Source organism: Aquitalea sp. ASV15 (assembly GCF_016429115.1).
Classification (GTDB): Bacteria; Pseudomonadota; Gammaproteobacteria; order Burkholderiales; family Chromobacteriaceae; genus Aquitalea; species Aquitalea magnusonii.
The window spans coordinates 1-19,827 of record NZ_JAELTZ010000034.1; the positions used below are offsets into that span (position 1 = coordinate 1).

18 protein-coding genes are annotated in these 19,827 nt (G+C 61.3%); 11 read left to right on the plus strand and 7 right to left on the minus strand.

The window, feature by feature from the left end; translation table 11 throughout:
- Window positions 1-568 (plus strand): acetyl-CoA hydrolase/transferase C-terminal domain-containing protein (locus JHD64_RS14635; RefSeq protein WP_304506504.1); only part of this gene is annotated, 568 nt, incomplete at its 5' end.
- Window positions 569-658: 90 nt separating this feature from the next.
- Here the strand turns inward: JHD64_RS14635 and JHD64_RS14640 are convergent.
- From JHD64_RS14640 to JHD64_RS14660, 5 genes are all read right to left on the minus strand, one after another.
- Window positions 659-1,675 (minus strand): Gfo/Idh/MocA family oxidoreductase, encoded by a 1,017-nt coding sequence (locus tag JHD64_RS14640; RefSeq protein WP_199053772.1) that lies wholly within the window; start codon window positions 1,673-1,675, stop codon window positions 659-661.
- A 59-nt stretch (window positions 1,676-1,734) separates the two neighbouring features.
- Window positions 1,735-2,721 (minus strand): inositol 2-dehydrogenase, encoded by a 987-nt coding sequence (gene iolG / locus JHD64_RS14645; RefSeq protein WP_199053774.1) that lies wholly within the window; start codon window positions 2,719-2,721, stop codon window positions 1,735-1,737.
- A 193-nt stretch (window positions 2,722-2,914) separates the two neighbouring features.
- Entirely contained in the window at window positions 2,915-3,922 is a 1,008-nt protein-coding gene (locus tag JHD64_RS14650; RefSeq protein WP_199053776.1) for a Gfo/Idh/MocA family protein, read from the minus strand.
- A 40-nt stretch (window positions 3,923-3,962) separates the two neighbouring features.
- Window positions 3,963-4,787, minus strand: a complete 825-nt coding sequence (locus tag JHD64_RS14655) for a TIM barrel protein (RefSeq protein WP_199053778.1) — start codon at window positions 4,785-4,787, stop codon at window positions 3,963-3,965.
- Window positions 4,788-4,817: 30 nt separating this feature from the next.
- The gene (locus JHD64_RS14660; protein WP_199053781.1) at window positions 4,818-5,720 is read right to left on the minus strand and encodes a sugar phosphate isomerase/epimerase family protein; all 903 of its coding nucleotides are present in this window, start codon (window positions 5,718-5,720) and stop codon (window positions 4,818-4,820) included.
- A 208-nt stretch (window positions 5,721-5,928) separates the two neighbouring features.
- Here JHD64_RS14660 and JHD64_RS14665 point away from each other — a divergent pair, with 208 nt between their 5' ends.
- The 3 genes from JHD64_RS14665 (at window position 5,929) to iolE (JHD64_RS14675) (ending at window position 9,961) form a co-directional block, all read left to right on the plus strand.
- Complete coding sequence (locus tag JHD64_RS14665; RefSeq protein ID WP_199053783.1) at window positions 5,929-6,984, plus strand: LacI family DNA-binding transcriptional regulator; 1,056 nt, start codon at window positions 5,929-5,931, stop codon at window positions 6,982-6,984.
- 171 nt (window positions 6,985-7,155) lie between these two features.
- Window positions 7,156-9,012 carry a 3D-(3,5/4)-trihydroxycyclohexane-1,2-dione acylhydrolase (decyclizing) gene (gene iolD, locus JHD64_RS14670; RefSeq protein WP_370540961.1) on the plus strand — a complete coding sequence of 619 codons (1,857 nt, stop codon included), beginning with the start codon at window positions 7,156-7,158 and terminating at the stop codon, window positions 9,010-9,012.
- A 37-nt stretch (window positions 9,013-9,049) separates the two neighbouring features.
- A complete protein-coding gene (gene iolE, locus JHD64_RS14675; protein WP_199053787.1) occupies window positions 9,050-9,961 on the plus strand; it encodes a myo-inosose-2 dehydratase in 912 nt (303 codons plus the stop codon).
- A 75-nt stretch (window positions 9,962-10,036) separates the two neighbouring features.
- Here iolE (JHD64_RS14675) and JHD64_RS14680 read toward each other — a convergent pair whose 3' ends face one another.
- A complete protein-coding gene (locus JHD64_RS14680) occupies window positions 10,037-10,216 on the minus strand; it encodes a hypothetical protein (protein ID WP_199053789.1) in 180 nt (59 codons plus the stop codon).
- A gap of 109 nt (window positions 10,217-10,325) precedes the next feature.
- On the opposite strand from JHD64_RS14680, the gene JHD64_RS14685 reads away from it, so the two are divergent.
- The 4 genes from JHD64_RS14685 to JHD64_RS14700 all read left to right on the plus strand — a co-directional run bounded on the left by JHD64_RS14685 (window position 10,326) and on the right by JHD64_RS14700 (window position 15,037).
- On the plus strand, window positions 10,326-11,264 hold the full coding sequence (locus JHD64_RS14685) for a sugar ABC transporter substrate-binding protein (RefSeq protein ID WP_199053791.1): 939 nt from the start codon (window positions 10,326-10,328) through the stop codon (window positions 11,262-11,264).
- Window positions 11,265-11,321: 57 nt separating this feature from the next.
- Window positions 11,322-12,869, plus strand: coding sequence for a sugar ABC transporter ATP-binding protein (locus JHD64_RS14690; protein ID WP_199053793.1), 1,548 nt, complete (start codon window positions 11,322-11,324; stop codon window positions 12,867-12,869).
- Between the two features lie 47 nt (window positions 12,870-12,916).
- The gene (locus JHD64_RS14695; protein WP_199053795.1) at window positions 12,917-13,942 is read left to right on the plus strand and encodes an ABC transporter permease; all 1,026 of its coding nucleotides are present in this window, start codon (window positions 12,917-12,919) and stop codon (window positions 13,940-13,942) included.
- Between the two features lie 177 nt (window positions 13,943-14,119).
- A complete protein-coding gene (locus tag JHD64_RS14700; protein WP_199053797.1) occupies window positions 14,120-15,037 on the plus strand; it encodes a DMT family transporter in 918 nt (305 codons plus the stop codon).
- Here JHD64_RS14700 and JHD64_RS14705 read toward each other — a convergent pair.
- Window positions 14,967-15,833 carry a MurR/RpiR family transcriptional regulator gene (locus tag JHD64_RS14705; protein ID WP_045846020.1) on the minus strand — a complete coding sequence of 289 codons (867 nt, stop codon included), beginning with the start codon at window positions 15,831-15,833 and terminating at the stop codon, window positions 14,967-14,969. The two genes, JHD64_RS14700 and JHD64_RS14705, sit on opposite strands and share 71 nt — an antisense overlap.
- Before the next feature lie 236 nt (window positions 15,834-16,069).
- Here JHD64_RS14705 and iolC point away from each other — a divergent pair, with 236 nt between their 5' ends.
- From iolC to iolB, 3 genes are read left to right on the plus strand one after another with little or no spacing between them, the layout of a single operon-like run.
- Window positions 16,070-18,007, plus strand: coding sequence for a 5-dehydro-2-deoxygluconokinase (gene iolC, locus JHD64_RS14710; protein ID WP_199053799.1), 1,938 nt, complete (start codon window positions 16,070-16,072; stop codon window positions 18,005-18,007).
- Window positions 18,008-18,025: 18 nt separating this feature from the next.
- Window positions 18,026-18,943, plus strand: coding sequence for a myo-inosose-2 dehydratase (gene iolE / locus JHD64_RS14715; protein WP_199053801.1), 918 nt, complete (start codon window positions 18,026-18,028; stop codon window positions 18,941-18,943).
- The gene (iolB, locus tag JHD64_RS14720) at window positions 18,940-19,737 is read left to right on the plus strand and encodes a 5-deoxy-glucuronate isomerase (RefSeq protein WP_199053803.1); all 798 of its coding nucleotides are present in this window, start codon (window positions 18,940-18,942) and stop codon (window positions 19,735-19,737) included. The genes iolE (JHD64_RS14715) and iolB overlap by 4 nt, the downstream gene beginning before the upstream one ends.
- The last annotated feature ends 90 nt before the right edge of the window (window positions 19,738-19,827 follow it).

Genomic DNA, 19,827 nt, shown 5'->3' on the forward strand with positions numbered 1-19,827 from the left:
GCTGTCGCTTAGCCCGGAAGGGGTGCAGGAGTTTGCCCGTAATATCGCGCACTACCGCGAGCGCATCGTGCTGCGGCCGCAGGAAATTTCCAACCATGCCGAACTGGTGCGCCGTCTGGGTTGTATCGGTATCAACGGCATGGTGGAGGCGGACATGTATGGCAACGTCAATTCCACCCATGTGGCAGGTACCTCCATCATCAACGGCATTGGCGGCTCTGGCGACTTTGCCCGCAACGGCTTCCTGTCCTGCTTTGTTACTCCCAGCACCGCCAAGAACGGGGCGATTTCCTGCATCGTGCCCATGGTCAGCCATGTCGACCACACCGAGCACGACGTCTGCATCATCGTCACCGAACAGGGCCTGGCCGACTTGCGTGGCCTGTCGCCCAAGCAACGCGCGCGGGTGGTGATTGCCAACTGTGCCCACCCGGACTACCGCCCGCTGCTGCAGGATTACTTCGACCGCGCCTGCCGCGACAGCAAGGGCAAGCACACGCCGCATTTGCTGGGCGAGGCACTGTCCTGGCATGAGCGGCTGGTGGAGCAGGGCAGCATGAAGCCCTGAACCCCGCCTGTGTCGGGGATGGTTGGAAACAAAAAGCCCTTGCCGTACCCGGCAAGGGCTTTTTTGACGGAGCGGGAGGTGTGGGCAGGTTTACAGCTCCACCACCTGTTTGCTGCGCAAGGCCTGGGTGATGGCCAGACCAATGCGGGTGGCCTCGGTGGCATCGGCCAGGCTGAGCGCCAAGGCTTGATCGTGCAGCACGGCATCGACAAAGTGCTGGGCTTCACTGACAAAGGCTTCGGCAAAGCGCTGGTAGAAATCCTGCACACATTCGTTGCGCACGCCATGGGCATCGCTGATGTCTACCCGGTTGGCGCGCGGGTTGGCTCCCACGGTCAACCGGCCTGCCGTGGCAAAGATTTCGGTCAGGGTTTCATGGCCATGTGCCTGGGTACGCGAGGCATAAAAGCAGGCCAGCTTGCCATCGGCAAACTCCAGCATGGCCACGCCATTGTCCACATCCCCGCAATCGGCCAGGGCCGGGTGTAGCGCATTGGTGCCAGTGGCCCAGACACGCAAGGGCTTGGGCGAGCCCAGCAGCCAGCGTGCCAGGTCGATATCGTGAATGCTGCAATCCATGAAAATGCCGCCGCTGCTGGGGGCAAACTTCACAAAAAAACCGTTCTCGTCGTTCAAATCGCAGGTTTGCGAGCGCAATAGATAGGCTTGGCCCACCACACCTTGCTGCAGCTTTTCTGCCGCATCCTGATAGCTGGCATCAAAGCGGCGTACAAAACCCACCATCGCCTTGAGCTGCGGGTACTCAGCCGCTACTGCTTCTACTTTCTGGCAATCCTCCACATTCAGGGCCAGCGGTTTTTCGCAAAACACATGCTTACCGGCACGCAGGCAGGCGATGATCTGCTCGGCATGCAGCGCGGTGGGGGTGACCAGAAACACCGCTTGTACCTGTGGCTCTGCCAGCATGGCCTCCAGCGTGTGGTGGCGGTGTACGCCCGGCAGCTGTTCTGCCGCCCAGGCCAGTTCATCATCCAGCGGCGAGCAGGCGGCTACCAGCTTGGCCCCACGAATGCGATCGCGCAGATTGAGCGCATGACGACGGCCCAGCCTACCCAGGCCGACAATGCCGATATTCAGTTCAGACATGACTTCTCCCTGCCCACCGGCAGCTTTGGCGGCGGGCATGTGATAGAGGAAGGGAAGGCTTACAGGCTGATCAGGCGGTTTTCCTGCCAGGAGCGGCTAGCGGCATCGGCCAGCTCCAGCGCCTTGACGCCATCTTCCACCGTGGTGCGCGGGGTGACGCCGCGTTGCACCACCTCAAAGAAGTGCACCATTTCCAGTGCGTAAGCGGCACGGTAGCGTTCCAGGAAAAAGTGTTCCGGCAGATCGGTACTGACCTGCTGTCCGCCATAAGCCGTGACTTCGGTCGGGCGGTGATTACCGGCCTGCAACATGCCCAGGCTGCCCAGCACTTCAAAGCGCTGGTCGTAGCCATAGGCGGCACGGCGGCTGGTGTTGATCTGGCACAGGCGGCCGGAACGGGTGCGGATGGTGACGGCGGTGGTGTCGGCATCACCGGCTGCGCCAATCGCCGGGTCGGTCAGCACGCTGGCGGTGGCCTGCACGCTGACGGCTTCGTCGGCCAGAATCCAGCGGCAGATGTCGAAATCGTGAATCAGCATGTCCTTGAAAATGCCGCCGGAGCGTTTGATGTAGTCCACCGGCGGCGCACCCGGGTCGCGGCTGGTGACCACCAGCACTTCCGGCTGGCCGATTTCCCCGGCCTCGATGCGTGCTTTTACTGCGGCAAAGGTCGGGTCGTAGCGGCGCTGGAAACCGATCAGGCAGGCCACGCCGGCTTCCTTCACTGCCGCAGCGCACTGGCGGGCGCGTTCCAGCGTCAGGTCTACCGGCTTCTCGCAGAAGATGGCCTTGCCACGGGCGGCGGCGCGCAGGATGAGGTCGGCATGGGTGTCGGTACTGGAGGCAATCACCACCGCGCCCACTTCCGGGTCGGCCAGGGCGCTGTCGATGTCAGTCACGCTGGCACCGTACTGGCCCGCCAGCTGCTGTGCCGAAGGCTGATGGGTGTCGACGACATACTTCAGGCGTGCGCCGGGCTGGGCGGCCAGGTTGGCGGCGTGGATCTTGCCGATACGGCCGGCACCGAACAGGGCTACTGCGGTCATTGCTGTCTCCTCATGCGTGTTATTGGCCAACCGTGCTGCAGTTGGTGTGCTTGCAGAACAGTATATATTGGAAAATAATTTCTGAAAATTATTTATTTGGAAATTTTATTTTATTTGGCGCAAATAGAAAAAATGCCACAGTCGCTGTCGGCCACTGTGGCAAGTCCGAGGAAGTGTGCTGCAGAAGCAGGGTTCAGTAGAAGTCGGGGCGTTCCGGCATGTTGATGTCCACCACTGCGCCATTCTGTTGTGCCAGTACGCAGGCATCCGCAGCCACGGCAGCGGCATAGCCATCCCAGGCTGAGGGGCCGGTGAGGGAGCCGGCCTGCACGCCGTTGATGAAGGCTTGCAGTTCCACGTCGTAGGCGGCGATGAAGCGCTGTTTCCAGTCGGTGAGGATGGCGGTGGAATAACTGGCGGCACTGCGCAGCGCTACGCTGGACGGCTCGGGCAGGCTGGCAATGCCGGTCTCGCCGACAATCTGGCACTGGATGTCATAGCCGTACTGGCAGTTGACGAAAATTTCCACATCGATGCGCACGCCGCTGACGGTTTCCAGCAGCACAATCTGCGGGTCGGCCAGATGGGGCAGGGCGTGGCTGCTCTTGCGTGGAAAGACCACCTGGGCCGACACATAGTCTTCATCCAGCAACCAGCGCAACACGTCCAGTTCGTGAATCAGCGTATCGGTAATGGCCATTGGCGTGGTGTAACCTTCGCCCACGGAGGGGTTGCGGTGGGCGCAGTGCAGCATCAGCGGTGCGCCGATGCGTCCCTCGTTCAGTAGCTGTTTGAGCGCACGGTAACCAGCGTCATAGGGCCGCATGAAGCCAACTTGCACCAGCCGTTTGCCGTGGGCACGCTCGGCCTGGACGATACGCATGCAGCCTGCGGCAGTGACCGCCAGCGGTTTTTCGCAGAACACCGGCTTGCCGGCGGCAATGGCATCCAGCACGAATTCTTCATGGCTGGGGCCCCATGAGCTCACCAGCACGGCCTCCACTGCCGGGTCGCGAATCAGTGCCTGGCCGCTGTCATGCACGCTGGCAGCCAGTTGGTATTGCTTGACCGTGGCCTCGGCTTGCAGTGGGTTGATGTCGTGGACGGCGACCACGCGTGCGCCGGACAGGGTCTGGCTGATGCGGCGGATGTGGTCCTGACCGATGGCTCCGCTACCGATGACGCCAATGGCTAAACTCATGTCTGTCTCCTTGTTCTTGCTTGTGGTGTGATGTGCCGGTTTAGCTGGCGAGTTGCTGGCGGATGTAATCCATGCTGTTACGCAGCAGGGTTTCGCTGTCCGGCGCTTCCATGATGTCGTTGGCAAATGGCTCAAACGACACCACCCCCTGATAGCCGCGCGCCAGCAGTTCTTTCAGCTGCGGGATATTGCCCAGCCGGTCGGCACTGCCCACCAGCACGCGGTGGCCGTCGCGCATATCCGTGCTGGCCAGGGTGGTCGATTCCACGCCGGAGATGTGTACCAGCCCGGTCAGTTCCGGAAAGAAAATGTCCTCGCCAGCCAGATGGTGGTGGAAGGTGTCGTGCACCAGGCGGAAATGGCGCTCACCAGCGGCGGCGTAAATGGCGGTGACGGCTTCGGACTTGCGACGCAGCGCACATTCCTCGAAGCCCAGTGCTTCCACCAGGCCGGTGATGCCGTGGTCGTCCAGAATCGGCTTCAACTGCTTGAGCGCATGGATAAGGTCTTGCTGGCGCTGGCTGGCGGTGCGGGTATCGTCACGGCTGTTGAGCGGACACATCACCAGCGCCTCTGCACCACAGTCACGGGCGTAGCTGGCCAGCTGCAGCGCGCGCTGTTGCAGGTCGGCATCGAATACATCAAACGGGTAGAGCGCATTGATGGTGCGGATGGTGATGCCGGCTTCGGCTGCGGCAGCGCGTAGCTGGGCCGCCGGGGTGCCATTGCTGATTTCCACGCCATTCAGATCGTTGCGGATTTCGATATCGCTCACACCCAGTCGGCGGCACATGGCCAGATAGTCGGGAAAGGACAGGCGCGGCGCGCTGATACGGTTGATGGCAAAGCGGATGTTGGGGGCCATGGTGGTCTTTCTGTGAATGAGAGGGACGACTTACTTTTGTTGGTAGTGCTTATCCAGATAGCGCTGCATCTCGCTCAGCATGAAGCGCGACGATTCATCGGCGCGTTCCTCCCAGGCAAACACACAGGAGGACAGCACGCCGTCAAAACCGATCTCGGCCAGGGTGGCGAAGAACACATCCCAGTCGATTTCGCCCTGGCCGATGTCCAGATGCTGATGCACGCGCACATTGGCACCGGGTGGGTTGACGATATAGCGCAGGCCGGATGAGGCCTTGTGATTGAAGGTGTCGGCCACCCGCACATGCGCCAGCACCGGCGCGGCGGCGCGCAGCATGGTGGCCATGTCCTCGCCGTAATAGAAGGTGTGCGGCGCGATATAGGACAGCTTGACATGGTGCGAGCCAATCACCTGCACGATGTCCAGCGCTGGCTGGAAGGTTTCCACCCAGTCTTCCGGATGCGGCTCGATCGACAGTTGCAGTCCTTCGCGCTCGAAAATCGGCAGCAGTTCTTCCATGGAGCGCCAGAATGCGGCTTCGCATTGCTCCGGCGTATTGATGCCGGCACCCAGCCCGACGCAACGTTCCGGCGCTGCGCCCCGGCCAAATTCCGAAATCATGGTGTCGCATTCCAGTTCCACCGCAATTTCAATGGCACGCTTCCAGTATTTCATCGCCGCCTGGCGTTCATCTTCAAACGGGCTGGACCAGCGGTACATCGGTTGCAGCGTGGCCAGGCTGACACCGTGTTGGCGCATGGCCTGCTTGAAACCGGCCAGGCGTTCACTATTGGCACGTGGCATGGCCCACCATTGCAGCAGGTCGGCGCGCGGGGAAAGTTCGATATGGCGGTAGCCCAGCTCCGCCGTCTTGCGGCATAGCTCCGGCAGGCTGAGCTGCCGGTGCATGTACGGGTCCAGCGCAATCTTCATGTCGTCCTCCATTTCTTGTGGTGTTGGCTGATAACCATGTTGCAGTGCACCCAATGCCAAACGGCTAGGTCATCGTGGTAAAAGGGCTGCAGCGTGGTAGCGCTGGAGGCAATCTAGGGGAAGCGAGACAGGGTTTCAGTTGCTGATTTGACGATAAATCGTCAATGTGGGCCGATTGGCACACCGCAGGAAGCCAGAGGTAATACGCATGACCCAGCCGCCACGTCGCAAGAAAACTGCCCGCTTTGTTGAAATTGCCGCCCAGGCCGGGGTGAGCGTGGCCACGGTGGACCGGGTGTTGAACGAACGTGGCAGCGTGTCGGCCCAGGCCCGCGCCAAGGTGGTGGCCGCCGCGCGTGAGCTGGCCGTGCCACGGCTGTTGCCGGATACCCGCCACGGCCTGATCCATATCGACATCCTGCTGCCGGACAACCACTCCCCCTTTTTCCGGCGGCTACGGCAGGCCTTGCAAGCGGCACTGCCCATGCTGGACCGACGGGTGGTGGTGCATCAGCAGACGCTGGGGGAAAAGGATGAAGCCGGCATGGTGCGCGCCTTGCGGCCCCGGCCTTACCCCCGGCAGGGGTTGATTGTGGCGGCACCGGATACCCCGGCCGTGCAGCAGGCCTTGCAAGCCGCCATCCAGCGCGGCGAGCAGGTGGCGCTGGTGGTCAGCAATGTGGCCGCTCTGCCGCAGGCTCGTTATGTGGGCATAGACAACCATGCCGCCGGGCGGACTGCCGGCTGGCTGCTGGGCCGCCTGTGCCAGCAAGCGGGCCGGGTATTGCTGCTGTCCAGCCGGCCGGACTACCGTGGCCATCTGGAGCGTGCCAGCGGTTGTGCCGAGGTGCTGGCACAACGCTTTCCCCATTTGCAGTGTGATCAGGTGGCGACCGCCACCCATGACGATGCCGACCGTTGCTATGCCGCGGTCAGCCATGCTTTCAAACAGGGCCGTCCGATTGCCGGCATCTACAACAGCGGGGCCGGTTCACCCGGCATTGAGGCTGCGCTGCGCCGCTATGCCATCCACGACAAGGTGTGCTGGGTAACGCACGAGCTGTCGGACGACCACCGCCATTATCTGCAACAGGGGCTGCTGGACGTGGTGATTGATCAGGACCCGGATGGCCAGGCCATCAAGGCCCTGCAACATGTGCTGGCGGCGCTGGAGGTGCTGCCGCCGGGAGGAGAAAGCGGAGCGGCTGAATTCCGCCTGTATCTGGCAGAGAACATGTCGGCCTCGCCCTATCTGTCAGCCTGAGCAGGCGGTGTTTGTGTTGCGGAAAATGTTTTTCAAAATAAAATTAAAATGAAAAATAATTTGCAATAATCCGGAAATCTTATATCGTAGTGGCAGGCTGTTCCTTACTCTCGATCACGTCATGCTGGCACCGCCCGGTCAGCTGGCCTCATCGCCCCCTGGAGAATGGATGTGAAAACCGTACGTCTCACCGTGGCCCAGGCGCTGGTGCGCTATCTGGCCGCGCAGTTTGTCACCCAGCCGGATGGCCGCCGCGAGCGGCTGTTTGGTGGCGTGTGGGCTATTTTCGGCCACGGCAATGTGGCCGGCCTGGGCGAAGCCTTGCAGGCGGCGCAGGATGTGCTGCCCACCTTGCGTGCCCACAACGAACAGGGCATGGCCTTGGCTGCCACCGCTTATGCCAAGGCACACTTTCGCCGCCGCATGATGGCTATCAGCACTTCCATTGGCCCCGGTTGTACCAATCTGGTTACCGCTGCGGCGGTGGCCCATGTCAATCGCCTGCCCATGCTGTTGCTGCCGGGCGATGTGTTCATCTCGCGCGCGCCGGACCCGGTGCTGCAACAAGTGGAAGATTTTCAGGATGGCGGTGTATCGGCGGTGGATTGCCTGCGGCCGGTATCGCGCTACTTCGACCGCATTGTGGTGCCGTCCCAGTTACTGACCGCCTTGCCGCGTGCGATTGCTACCCTTACCGATCCGGCGCAGTGCGGCCCGGTGACACTGGCCCTGCCGCAGGATGTGCAGGCGCAGGCCTTTGACTGGCCGGAAGCTTTCTTTGCCGAGCGTGATATCCACTTCCGTCAGCCACCGCCCGAACCTGCCGAGCTGGCGGCTCTGGCCAGCTTGCTGCGCCAGGCCAAGCGCCCGCTCATCGTCTGTGGTGGCGGGGTGCTGTACAGCGTTGGCGGTGTGGAGGCACTGAAAAGTTTTGTTGAAAACCATGGCATTCCGGTTGGCGAGAGCCAGGCGGGCAAAGGGGCATTGGCATGGGATCACCCGCTGCTGGCCGGTTCCATCGGCGTCACCGGTTCCCCGGCGGCCAACGAGCTGGCCGCGCAAGCCGACCTGGTGCTGGCGGTGGGCAGTCGTTTGCAGGACTTCACCACCGGCTCGCATGCGCTGTATGCCCAGGCCACCTTGTTGTCCATCAATGTGAATGGTTTTGATGCCATCAAATGGGGGGGCCACAGCCTGCAATGTGATGCCGCCGTCGGGCTGGCCGTGCTGAGTGCAGCGCTGGAAGGCTGGCAGGCCGATGCCGACTGGACCGCGCACAGCCAGCGACTGTGCAATGGCTGGCGCCGTCAGGTGGACGAGATTGTGCGCAGCCCGCGTGCCAGCCTGCCCACCTATGCCGAGGCCATCGGTGCAGTACAGGCGTCGGCGGCGGATTCGGCTGAGCGAGACATCGTGGTGTGCGCTGCCGGTACGCTGCCGGCCGAGCTGCACAAGTTGTGGCGCACCAGTACGCCCGGTGGTTATCACATGGAGTACGGCTTTTCCTGCATGGGTTATGAAGTGGCCGGTGGCCTGGGGGTGAAGATGGCCCGCCCGGAGCGCGAAGTCATCGTGATGGTGGGCGATGGCAGTTACCTCATGCTGAACAATGAGCTGGCCACTTCGGTGATGCTGGGGCACAAAATCATCGTGGTACTGCTGGACAATGCCGGCTATGCCTGCATCAACCGCTTGCAGCAGGCCTGCGGCGGTGCGCCTTTCAACAATATGCTGGCCGATTGCCTGCATGGCGAACACGGTATCCCGCAGATCGACTTTGCCCAGAATGCCCGCTCCCTGGGGGCCGAGGCCGAAACCGTCGGCTCGGTGGCCGAGCTGCTGGCCGCCATGGTGCGTGCTCGCGCCGCCAGCCGCAGTTACCTGATTCAGCTGCGTATTGATGGGCCGCAATGCACGCCGGAAGGCGGTAGCTGGTGGGAGGTGGGTATTCCGGAGGTCTCCGAGCGCGAAGCGGTACGTAGCGCCCGTGCCGACTACGAACAAGCCCGCTTGCGTCAGCGGCTGTAGCACAGCCATTACACATACATATATAAGGAGTGAGACAGTGCAGCAATTTGATGTGCGCATCGGCATCAACCCGATTTCCTGGAGCAACGACGACCTGCCGCAGCTGGGCGGGCATATCCCGCTGGAAACCTGCCTGCAAGAAGGCGCAGAAATCGGTTACGCCGGTTTCGAGCTGGGCAACAAGTTTCCCAAGGACCCGCAGGCATTGCGCGACAAAATGGCCGAATACGGCGTGGCGGTGGTGTCTGGCTGGCATTCCGGCCATCTGGCAACCGGCACGGTGGAGCAGGAAATAGCCGCAGCCACTGCCCACGTGGACAAGCTGCTGTTCAATGGCTGCCAAGTGCTGGTGTATGGCGAAGTCGCGGACTCGGTGCAGGGACAGCAGCAGACACCGTTATCGCAACGGCCACGCTTTGCCAGCCAACAGCAGTGGCAGGATTACGCGGCACGGCTGGACGCCTTTGGCAGCTGGCTGAAGGGCAAGGGCATCACCCTGGCCTACCACCACCACATGGGGGCGTATTGCGAAACCAGTGCCGACCTGGACTCGCTGATGTCAATGACCGGGCCGGATGTCGGCCTGCTGTTTGATACCGGCCACATCACTTTTGCCGGGGGCGATGCCTATGTCGAGCTGCTCAAGCATGTCGACCGGGTGGTGCATGTGCATTGCAAGGATGTACGGCGGGCGGTGATGCAACAGGCCAGGGCGGAAAACTGGAGCTTTCTGGACGCCGTGCTCAAGGGCGTGTTTACCGTACCGGGCGACGGCATGATCGACTTCGCCCCCATCCTGGCCACCTTGCAGCGCCATGGTTATCGGGGCTGGCTGGTGGTGGAGGCCGAGCAGGACCCGGCGCTGGCACCCAGCTATGAATATGCCAAGAAGGGTTACGACTATCTGGCGGCCTTGTGTGCCAGCCTGCGCCAGCCGGTGGTTGCCTGAAAACCCCGTGTTGCCGGTAAAGCTGGCAGCAGTGTCAGTAGCCATGCCCTATCGGCATGGCTTTTTCATTTTTCACTAGCGCACGCTGTCTTTTTTGAAGAAAAAACCATTTGAATCAGCTGGATAGGGCGTTTCCAGCAGGGTAAGACCGGGCTGCCTGATCACTGTGTTGCCGCTGTTGTTGGCAAAATATAGAAAAACATTTCTAAGTGCGGTGCAGCATGAAATTTTATTTGCAATATTGATGCGGCTCACTTATCTTAGCTGCACGACAACACGATATGCGCTTCGCATTGCACTGCAACATGAGCGGTCGGCGGCATGTCGGGATCGAACCCACACCATAAGGACAGGAGACGCATCAATGAAACGCATCACCAAGCTTGCTGGTTCCGCAGTGTTCTTTTCCCTCACCATGCTGGCCATGCCGGCATCCGCCGCCAAACTGGGCGTGACCATGTCCGCCTTTGACGACAACTTCCTCACCGTGCTGCGCAACAACATGAAAACCTATGCCGGCACCCAGAAGGGCGTGGACATCCAGTTTGAAGATGCGCAAAACGATGTCGGTCGCCAGCTCAGCCAGGTACAAAACTTCATTGCCCAGAAAGTGGACGCCATCATCGTCAATGTGGTGGATACCGATGCCACCCCGAAAATCACCAAACTGGCGCAAAGCGCCGGCATTCCGCTGGTGTACGTAAACCGCATGCCAGCTGACAAGACCCTGCCTGCCAAGGTGGCCTTTGTCGGTTCCAACGAGGCCGAATCCGGCACCGTGCAGATGAAAGAGGTGTGCCGCCTGATGAAGGGCAAGGGCAATATCGTGGTGATGATGGGTGACCTGGCCAACCAGGCCGCACGTCAGCGAACCAAGGATGTGGAAGAGGTGATTGCCAAGGCGCCGTGTAACGGTATCAAGATTGTGGAAAAGCAGACCGCCAAATGGTCGCGCACCGATGGCCGTGACCTGATGATGAACTGGCTGAGCGCCGGCCTGCAGTTTGACGCCGTGGTGTCCAATAACGACGAAATGGCACTGGGTGCCATTCAGGCACTCAAGTCTGCCAAGCGTCTGGACAAAACCATCGTGGCTGGCGTGGATGCCACCCAGGATGCCCTCACCGCCATGAAGAACGGCGAGCTGAAAGTCACTGTGTTCCAGAATGCCGCCGGTCAGGGCAAGGGCGCGGTGGATACCGCTCTGAAGCTGTCGCGTGGCGAGAAGCTGCCGTCCATGATCTGGGTACCGTTTGAACTGGTCACCCCGGCCAATCTGAAGAACTACCAGTCGCGCAACTAATGCTGAAGCGGGCAGCCCGGTAGCGGGCTGCCCGGTACTCAAGGAGGAGAGCAAGCCATGTTGAGCCTGGCCCCGGAAAAACCGCAGGCAGCTACAGCGTCCCACCCGCCCGTGGAGCGTGAAACGCTGTTGATTGAAGTGGAAGGCGTGCGCAAGGCCTTTCCCGGTGTGGTAGCGCTGGATGATGTGTCCTTCCGCCTGCGCGCCGGAACCGTGCATGCGCTGATGGGCGAAAACGGCGCCGGCAAGTCCACGCTGATGAAAATCCTGGCCGGGGTATATATCCCGGACAAGGGCGTGTACCGCCTGCACGGCCGCGACATCGCACTGACTTCGCCACTGGATGCCCTGGAAAACGGCATCGCCATGATTCATCAGGAACTCAACCTGATGCCCTTCATGAGCATTGCCGAAAACATCTGGATCCGCCGCGAGCCGCTGAACCGCTTCGGCCTGATCGACCACGCCAGAATGTACCAGATGACCCGCGAGCTGTTTGCCCAACTGTCCATCGAGCTGGACCCCGAGGCCAAGGTGGCCAGCCTGAGCATTTCCAGCCGCCAGATGGTGGAGATCGCCCGCGCGGTGTCGTACAACTCCGACGTGCTGATCATGGACGAACCCACGTCTGCACTGACCGAGCACGAAGTCGCCCATTTGTTCCGCATCGTGCGCATGCTGCGCGAGCAGGGCAAGGGCATCATCTACATCACCCACAAGATGAACGAGTTGTTCGAGATTGCCGACGAGGTATCGGTATTCCGCGATGGCCATTTCATCGGCTGCAAGCGGGTGGAGCAGCTGACTCATGATGAAGTGATCCGCATGATGGTGGGGCGCGAAATCACCGAGATGTTCCCCAAAACCATCGTGCCGATTGGCGAGGTGGCGCTGGAAGTGGAGCAGCTCACCCTGGATGGCGTGTTCCGTGATGTGACATTTAGTGTCCGCCAGGGGGAAATCCTCGGCGTGGCGGGGCTGATCGGCTCCGGCCGCAGCAATGTGGCGGAAACCCTGTTTGGCGTCAGCCCGGCCAGTAGCGGCCAGATCCGCATCAATGGCCAGGCAGTGACGGTGGACTCCCCGCGCACCGCCATGCAGCACGGCATGGCCTTTCTGACTGAAGACCGCAAGGACACCGGCTGTTTTCTCAACCTGAGCATTCAGGAAAACATGCAGATTTCGGTACTGGGTGGCGACAACCTCAAGGCCGGTTTTGTCCGTCAGCAGGCGCTGGACGCCATGTGCGAAGCCATGTCCGGCACGCTGCGGGTGAAAACGCCGAATCTGGACGAACGCATCGAAAACCTGTCCGGTGGCAACCAGCAAAAAGTGCTGATTGGCCGCTGGCTGCTGACCAAGCCGAAAATACTGATTCTGGATGAACCCACCCGCGGCATCGACGTGGGCGCCAAGGCCGAAATCCACAAGCTGATCTGCAAGCTGGCCGGGCAGGGTGTGGCGGTCATCATGATTTCGTCCGAGCTGCCCGAGGTACTGGGCATGAGCGACCGCATCATGGTGATGCACGAGGGCAGGGTGACCGGCATTGTCGACCGTGCCGACGCCACCCAGGTCAGCATCATGACACTGGCTGCCGGCTGACACTGCCGCAAGCCAGGCAAAGCACAATAACAGCAGGAGAAGACGAGATGGCAATCAGCAATACGCAGCCGCTGGACAAGGCAGCAAAATCCGGCGCATTTGGCTTCAGGATTCCCGCCGAAGCACGCATCTTCATGGTGCTGTTGGGCGTGGCCCTGATATTCGAACTGTTGGGCTGGATTTTCGTCGGCCAAAGCTTCATCGCCAACAAGGAAAGACTGATCGTGATGGTGCTGCAGGTGTCGGTGATCGGCATCATCGCGGTGGGCGTCACCCAGATCATCATCATGGGCGGCATCGACCTCTCATCCGGCTCGGTGGTGGCACTCACCGCCATGGTGTCGGCCAGCCTGGCACAGACTTCGGACTTTGCCCGCGCGGTGTTCCCTTCGCTCACCGACCTGCCGGTGATTGCACCACTGGTGGCCGGTTTGCTGGTGGGGCTGGTGTGCGGCCTGATCAACGGTGCGGTGATTGCCCGCACAGCCATTCCGCCCTTCATCGCCACACTGGGCATGATGGTCACCGCACGCGGCCTGGCCAAGTGGTACACCAAGGGTGAGCCCATCAGCATGCTGTCCGATAACTATGCGGCTATCGGTGCCGGCATCAACCCCATCATCATCTTCCTGCTGACGGCGCTGGTGTTCCACATCGTGCTCAGCTACACCCGTTACGGTAAATACACTTATGCCATTGGTGCCAACCGTGCCGCTGCGCGCGTGGCCGGCATCAATGTCAACCGCCACCTGATTCTGGTGTACACCGTGGCCGGCCTGCTGTCCGGTCTGGCCGGCGTGGTGACCTCGGCAAGGGCGGTGTCCGGTCAGGCTGGCATGGGCATGATGTACGAGCTGGATGCCATTGCTGCCGCAGTGATTGGCGGCACCTCGCTCAATGGCGGTCTGGGCAAGATTACCGGCACGGTGATTGGTGCGCTGATTCTGGGCACCATGACCTCCGGCTTCACCTTCCTGCGTATCGACGCTTATTACCAGGAAATCGTCAAAGGCATCATCATTGTGGTGGCCGTGGTGGCGGACCAGTACCGCCAGCGCAATCGCCGCAGCTGATACCCTGGCATCACACAGCGGGTGTGGCAACAGTTAAACTGTCGCCGGAGTCACACCCGGCTGTCCTGATGCGGCATGACAATGCGGCAGGAATCTCTCAGCAGGGTGTTGATCGGGAAGGTGCGCCTTCCCGTTTTTTCATTGTTGCGGAAACGTGTTGTGCGCCCGAATCCAGTTGTGAGAGTAGATCAAGCTGTACGTCCCGGACTGGCAGAAGCCACGCTGGTGCTGGTTACCCTGATTGCCGGTTTTGGCTGGCTGTGTTCCAAGGAAGTCTTGCGCGGCATGCCCCCCTTGTTGTTTCTGGGAGTGCGCTTTGGCAGTGCCGGTGTGGTGCTGGCCTTGCTGGCGCGCTGGCGTTCCCAGCCATTGCCTTGGCGTTTGCCTGCCAGCAGCTGGTGGAGTGCGCTGATGCTGGCCTTGGCCATGGTGCTGTGGATGTTGGCCTTGCAGCAAAGCAACAACCTGGGCGTGGGTGCCTTCATCGGCAGCCTGGGGGTGGTGCTGGCACCAGTGCTGGCGCGGCTGATGTTTGGCACCGTGCTGCTGGCGCAAACCTTGTGGGCGATGCCGCTGGCAGCGCTGGGCGTGGCGGCCATGGCCTTGCATGGTGGCTGGCAGCTGGGTGCGGCCGACAGCCTGTTTCTGGCTTCGGCCGTGGCGATGTCGATATTTCTCAATCTGAACGGCAGGGCAGGGGCGAAGGCTCCGGCATTGAGCCTGACCGCCTTGCAGCTGCTGCTGGCCGGAGTGGCCGGTTTGGTCGGCAGTGTACTGGTGGAACACTGGCCATCCCGACTAAGCGGCGGGGTGACGGCCTGGCTGCTGGTGAGTATCCTGCTGGCCACCTGTGGCCGCTTCTTCCTGCAAGGCTGGGCACAGGCGCGGGTGCCAATGCAGCGTTCCGCTTTCATCCTGCTGCTGGAGCCGGTATGGACGGCCTTGCTGGCCTGGTGGTGGTTTGGCAGCAGCATGAGCGCCAGTCAGCTGACCGGCGCGGGACTGATCATGTCGTCCTTGCTGATCAGTCGTCGTAAGCCCCGGCGTCGCGGGTCTCTTCAATCACCAGTTCCAGCCGGTAAGACAGGGCAATGAACAAGGCCTGACACAGGCTGATGGTGCTGGTGAGTGAGCGGAAGGAAAACGCGGTTCCCTCTTTTACCGTCAGCACCGCATCGGCATTGCGTGCCAGCGGGCTCAACTGGCTGTCGGTAATCACCAGCTGCTTTGCCTTGTTTTGTCCGGCCACGCGTGCGCAGTAGCGGGTTTCCTTGCCATAAGGCTGGAAGCTGATGGCAATCATCAGGTCGTTTTCACGGATGCTGCGGATCTGGTCGTGGTACATGCCGCCCAGGCCCGAAACCAGATGCACCCGCTTGGCCGTGTGTTGCAAGGCATAGCTGATATAGCTGGCAATCGGAAACATGCGCCGCACCGCCACCACATAGATATTATCTGCCTTCACCAGCAATTCCACCGCCTTGTCGATGGCCGCCGGGTCCAGCGCTTGCGACAACTCGTCCAGCCCTTGCTGGCAGGCAGCAATGAAGTTCTGCGTCACCTGGGTGTTGCTCAGCGGCGTGTCCTGCGTGGCAATCACGCTGCGGATGCGCTTCTGGTAATTGTTGACATTGCCACCTGCCGGGGCAAAGGCATCGCGGAACACCGTCTGCATGTCGGAAAAGCCGCTGAAGCCAAAGCGCTGGGCAAAACGCACGATGGCGGAAGGTTGCACCTCGCAGGCCTGGGCAATGTCGGTAATGCGCTCCAGCACCAGCGTCTGGCGGTGTTCTTCTACGTATTTGGCAATGACTTTCAGCTGCTTGCTCAGGTCTTCGTATTCCTCGGCAATGCGTTGCATCAGCTGATCGGCGCTTATTTCCTTGGTCATGGGGCGTGGTTTCATCAATCCGGATGGGCATATTTTAGTGTGAAACCGCTGCGCTACAAAAACATTTTTCGGAAAATATTTTCTATTAGAAAATAAATACGAAAAAAAAGTTGCATTCATCAGGCCGGCGATTTATGCTGGACTTCACCGATATGGCTGACGGCGCACTTCCCCGGGCGGGTGGAGGCGGGCCGCAGCGGCGGACAGTCACTCAAACGAGACAAAGAATGCACATCATGCAAAACACCACCCATTTTGCTGCCGACCGACCGCTGGACCTGATCTGCCTGGGCAGACTGGCCATCGACTTGTATGCCCGCCAACTGGGAGCCCGGCTGGAAGACGCCAGCAGCTTTGCCCGCTATCTGGGCGGCTCCTCTGCCAACATCGCTTTCGGTACTGCCCGCCTCGGCCTGAAGTCCGCCATGCTGTCACGCGTGGGCGACGAACACATGGGCCGCTACCTGCTGGACACCCTGACAGCGGAAGGCTGTGATGTCAGCCAGGTGAAGGTGGACCCGGAGCGGCTTACCGCGCTGGTGCTGCTGGGCATCAAGGACCGCGATACCTTCCCTCTGCTGTTTTACCGCGAGAACTGTGCCGACATGGCGCTGGAAGAAGCGGATATCAATGAAGACTTCATTGCCTCCAGCAAGGCGCTGCTGATTACCGGCACCCACTTTTCCACTGCCAAGGTAAATGCCGCCAGCCGCAAGGCGCTGGTGCTGGCACGAAAGCATGATGTGCGCACCGTGCTGGATATCGACTACCGCCCGGTGCTGTGGGGCATTACCGGCCGTGGCAATGGCGAAGAGCGCTATATCGCCAGCGACGGGGTGACCGCCCATTTGCAATCGGTACTGCCGCTGTTTGACCTGATTGTCGGGACTGAAGAAGAAATCAATATCGCCGGAGGCTCGGACGATTTGCTGACCAGCCTGGCCACCGTGCGCCAGCTGGCTCCGCAGGCCACGCTGGTGGTGAAGCGTGGCCCGCTGGGCTGCGCGGTGATTCCGGGTGCCATCCCGGCGCGCATCGAGGATGCGTTTTCGGTCAAGGGCGCGCAGGTGGAAGTGATGAATGTACTGGGCGCAGGTGATGCCTTTCTGTCCGGCTTCCTGTCCGGCTGGCTGCATGGCCGCGACTACGGCTGGTGCTGCACCCGCGCCAATGCCTGCGGTGCGCTGGTGGTGTCGCGCCATGGTTGCTCGCCGGCCATGCCCACCCCGGCCGAACTGGATTATTTCCTCGGTCTGGAACAGACACCGCTGCGACCGGGTGACGACGCCACGCTCAGCCGCTTGCACCGGGTCAGTATCAAGCGCAAGCAGTGGGATGACCTGTGCGTGTTTGCCTTCGATCACCGCAACCAGTTTTTCGAGCTGGCGCGGCAAAGCGGGGCGGACGAGGCGCGCATTTCCGTGCTCAAGCGCCTGTTGGTGGAGGCCGTGGCGCAAACCGAAAGCGCGCTGCAACTGCAAGGCCATATCGGCATTCTGGTGGACGACCGCTACGGCGAAGACGCCATGTATTCCGCCACCGGTCGTGGCTGGTGGATAGGCCGTCCGGTGGAGTTGCCCGGCTCCAACCCGCTGGAATTCGACCGTGGCCGCACCGCCACCGCCCGGTTGGAAAGCTGGCCGCAGGAACACATCATCAAATGTCTGGTGCAATACCACCCGGACGACACGCTGGAAAACCGGCTGGAGCAGGAAGCCCAGGTGCGCGCTATCTACGAAGCCGCTCAACTGAGCGGACATGAGCTGCTGCTGGAAGTGATTCCGTCGAAAAAGCTGCCGCAACAGCCGGACACCGTACTGCGCGCGCTCAAGCGCTTCTACAACCTGGGCATCTACCCGGAGTGGTGGAAGCTGGAATCCATGTCGGCCACACAATGGCAGGCGGTGGACGCGCTGCTGGCCGAGCGTGACCCCTATTGCCGTGGCGTGGTGCTGCTGGGCTTGCATGCTTCGCTGGATGTACTGCGTCAGGGTTTTGCCGATGCGGCTGCCAGCAGCAGCTGCCGTGGTTTCATGGTGGGACGCACGCTGTTCCACGAACCGTCACAACGCTGGCTGGCCGGCGAACTGGACGACGCCGGGCTGATTGCAGCCGCCCGTGGCAATTTTGAAACCCTGATCGACATCTGGCGCAGCCGTCGCCAGCCGCGCTGAGCACCCGGGAGAACAATAATGAGCAAGCCATTCAAGGTAAAAATCGGCATCAACCCCATTTCATGGTGCAATGACGACCTGCCCTCGCTGGGCGGGGAAGTCACGCTGGACACCATTTTGCGCGAAGGTGCGCGCATCGGTTATCAGGGCTTCGAGCTGGGCAACAAGTTTCCGCGCGACCCGCAAGCGCTGGCGGCGGTATTGCAGCCCTACGGCGTGGAGTGCGTGTCAGGTTGGCATTCCGGTTATCTGGCGGAAAGCAGCGTGGAGGAGGAAATCCGCCGCGTGGAGCCACACCTGCAACTGCTGGTGCAAAACGGCTGCAAGGTGATGGTGTATGGCGAAGTGGCCAGTGCCATCCAGGGCCAGCCCCAGCCCTTGTACAAGCGCCCGCGTTTTACCAGCCAGCAGCAGTGGCTGGCCTATGGCGCGCGGCTCAACGAATTTGCCCGCCATCTGCAATCCCGCGGCATCACCCTGGCCTACCACCACCACATGGGAGCCTATGTGGAAACCGCGCAGGACATCGACCAGCTGATGGCTGTCACCGGCCCGGAAGTCGGCCTGCTGTTTGATACCGGCCACATCACCTTTGCCGGTGGCGATGCGCTGGCAGTGCTGAACAAGCATATTGCCCGCGTGGTGCATGTGCATTGCAAGGATGTGCGCCCGCAAGTGGTGAAGCAGGCGTGGAACGGCAACTGGAGCTTTTTGCAGGCGGTGATCAATGGTGCGTTTACCGTGCCGGGCGATGGCTGCATCGACTTTGCCGCCATTTTGCATGCTCTGGCGGTTCACGGTTATCAGGGCTGGCTGGTGGTGGAGGCCGAGCAGGACCCGGTCGTCGCGCCCAGCTATGAATACGCCGACAAGGGCTACCGTACCCTGTCGTCGCTGGTGGCGGCCATCAATCAGCAGGAAAGGAATGTGGCATGAGCTTGTTGGTCAAGGCAGGCAAGGGGCGCGAGATTGCCGACATCACCCCGCAAAGTGCCGGTTGGCAGCATGTGGGTTTCCGCGCGGTGCGGCTGGACGTGGGCGAACAGGAAAGCTGGCAGGATGCCGGGCGCGAATGCTGTCTGGTCGTGTTGACCGGCAAGGTGGCGGTGCAAGCGGGTGCGCAGTACTGGGACAGCCTGGGCGAGCGCAGCAGCGTGTTCGACGACCAAGCCCCGTGGGCGGTGTATGTTCCGGCGGGAGAGCCGCTTACCATCACCGCACTGACCCCGGCCGAAGTGGCCTTGTGCTCGGCACCCGGCCAGCCTGGCCGCGAGGTACGGCTGATTGCACCTGCCAGCATGCAGCGAAGCGTGCGCGGCAAGGGGGCCAACACTCGCTATGTGACGGACATCCTGCCGCAAACGGAGCCTGCGGATAGCTTGCTGGTGGTGGAAGTCATCACCCCGTCCGGCCATTCTTCCAGCTACCCGCCGCACAAGCACGATCTGGACAATCTGCCAGCGGAAAGCGCACTGGAAGAAACCTATTACCACCGCATCGATCCGCCGCAGGGCTTTGCCTTTCAGCGGGTCTACACCGACGACCGCAGCCTGGACGAATCCCACGCCGTGGAAAACCACGACGTGATGATGGTGCCGCGCGGCTACCACCCGGTGTGCGTGCCTTATGGCTACCAGTCCTATTACCTCAACGTGATGGCCGGGCCCAAGCGCCAGTGGCATTTCCACAACGACCCGCAGCACGAATGGCTGCTGCAACTGCCTGACTAAAGCCATGGCGCCGGGCTGCCCTGGTCCGGCGCTGGTCGTCACATTCCCGCTCATTATCCATTTGATGCCCACCGCTCAAGGGCAGGTCCC

Bases quoted from the DNA above. Each gene is read 5' to 3' on its own strand.
- JHD64_RS14640 (WP_199053772.1), bottom strand. From the start codon at position 1,675: ATGTCTGAACTGAATATCGGCATTGTCGGCCTGGGTAGGCTGGGCCGT.
- iolG (WP_199053774.1), bottom strand. From the start codon at position 2,721: ATGACCGCAGTAGCCCTGTTCGGTGCCGGCCGTATCGGCAAGATCCAC.
- JHD64_RS14650 (WP_199053776.1), bottom strand. From the start codon at position 3,922: ATGAGTTTAGCCATTGGCGTCATCGGTAGCGGAGCCATCGGTCAGGAC.
- JHD64_RS14655 (WP_199053778.1), bottom strand. From the start codon at position 4,787: ATGGCCCCCAACATCCGCTTTGCCATCAACCGTATCAGCGCGCCGCGC.
- JHD64_RS14660 (WP_199053781.1), bottom strand. From the start codon at position 5,720: ATGAAGATTGCGCTGGACCCGTACATGCACCGGCAGCTCAGCCTGCCG.
- JHD64_RS14665 (WP_199053783.1), top strand. From the start codon at position 5,929: ATGACCCAGCCGCCACGTCGCAAGAAAACTGCCCGCTTTGTTGAAATT.
- JHD64_RS14685 (WP_199053791.1), top strand. From the start codon at position 10,326: ATGAAACGCATCACCAAGCTTGCTGGTTCCGCAGTGTTCTTTTCCCTC.
- JHD64_RS14690 (WP_199053793.1), top strand. From the start codon at position 11,322: ATGTTGAGCCTGGCCCCGGAAAAACCGCAGGCAGCTACAGCGTCCCAC.
- JHD64_RS14695 (WP_199053795.1), top strand. From the start codon at position 12,917: ATGGCAATCAGCAATACGCAGCCGCTGGACAAGGCAGCAAAATCCGGC.
- JHD64_RS14705 (WP_045846020.1), bottom strand. From the start codon at position 15,833: ATGACCAAGGAAATAAGCGCCGATCAGCTGATGCAACGCATTGCCGAG.
- iolC (WP_199053799.1), top strand. From the start codon at position 16,070: ATGCAAAACACCACCCATTTTGCTGCCGACCGACCGCTGGACCTGATC.
- iolE (WP_199053801.1), top strand. From the start codon at position 18,026: ATGAGCAAGCCATTCAAGGTAAAAATCGGCATCAACCCCATTTCATGG.
- iolB (WP_199053803.1), top strand. From the start codon at position 18,940: ATGAGCTTGTTGGTCAAGGCAGGCAAGGGGCGCGAGATTGCCGACATC.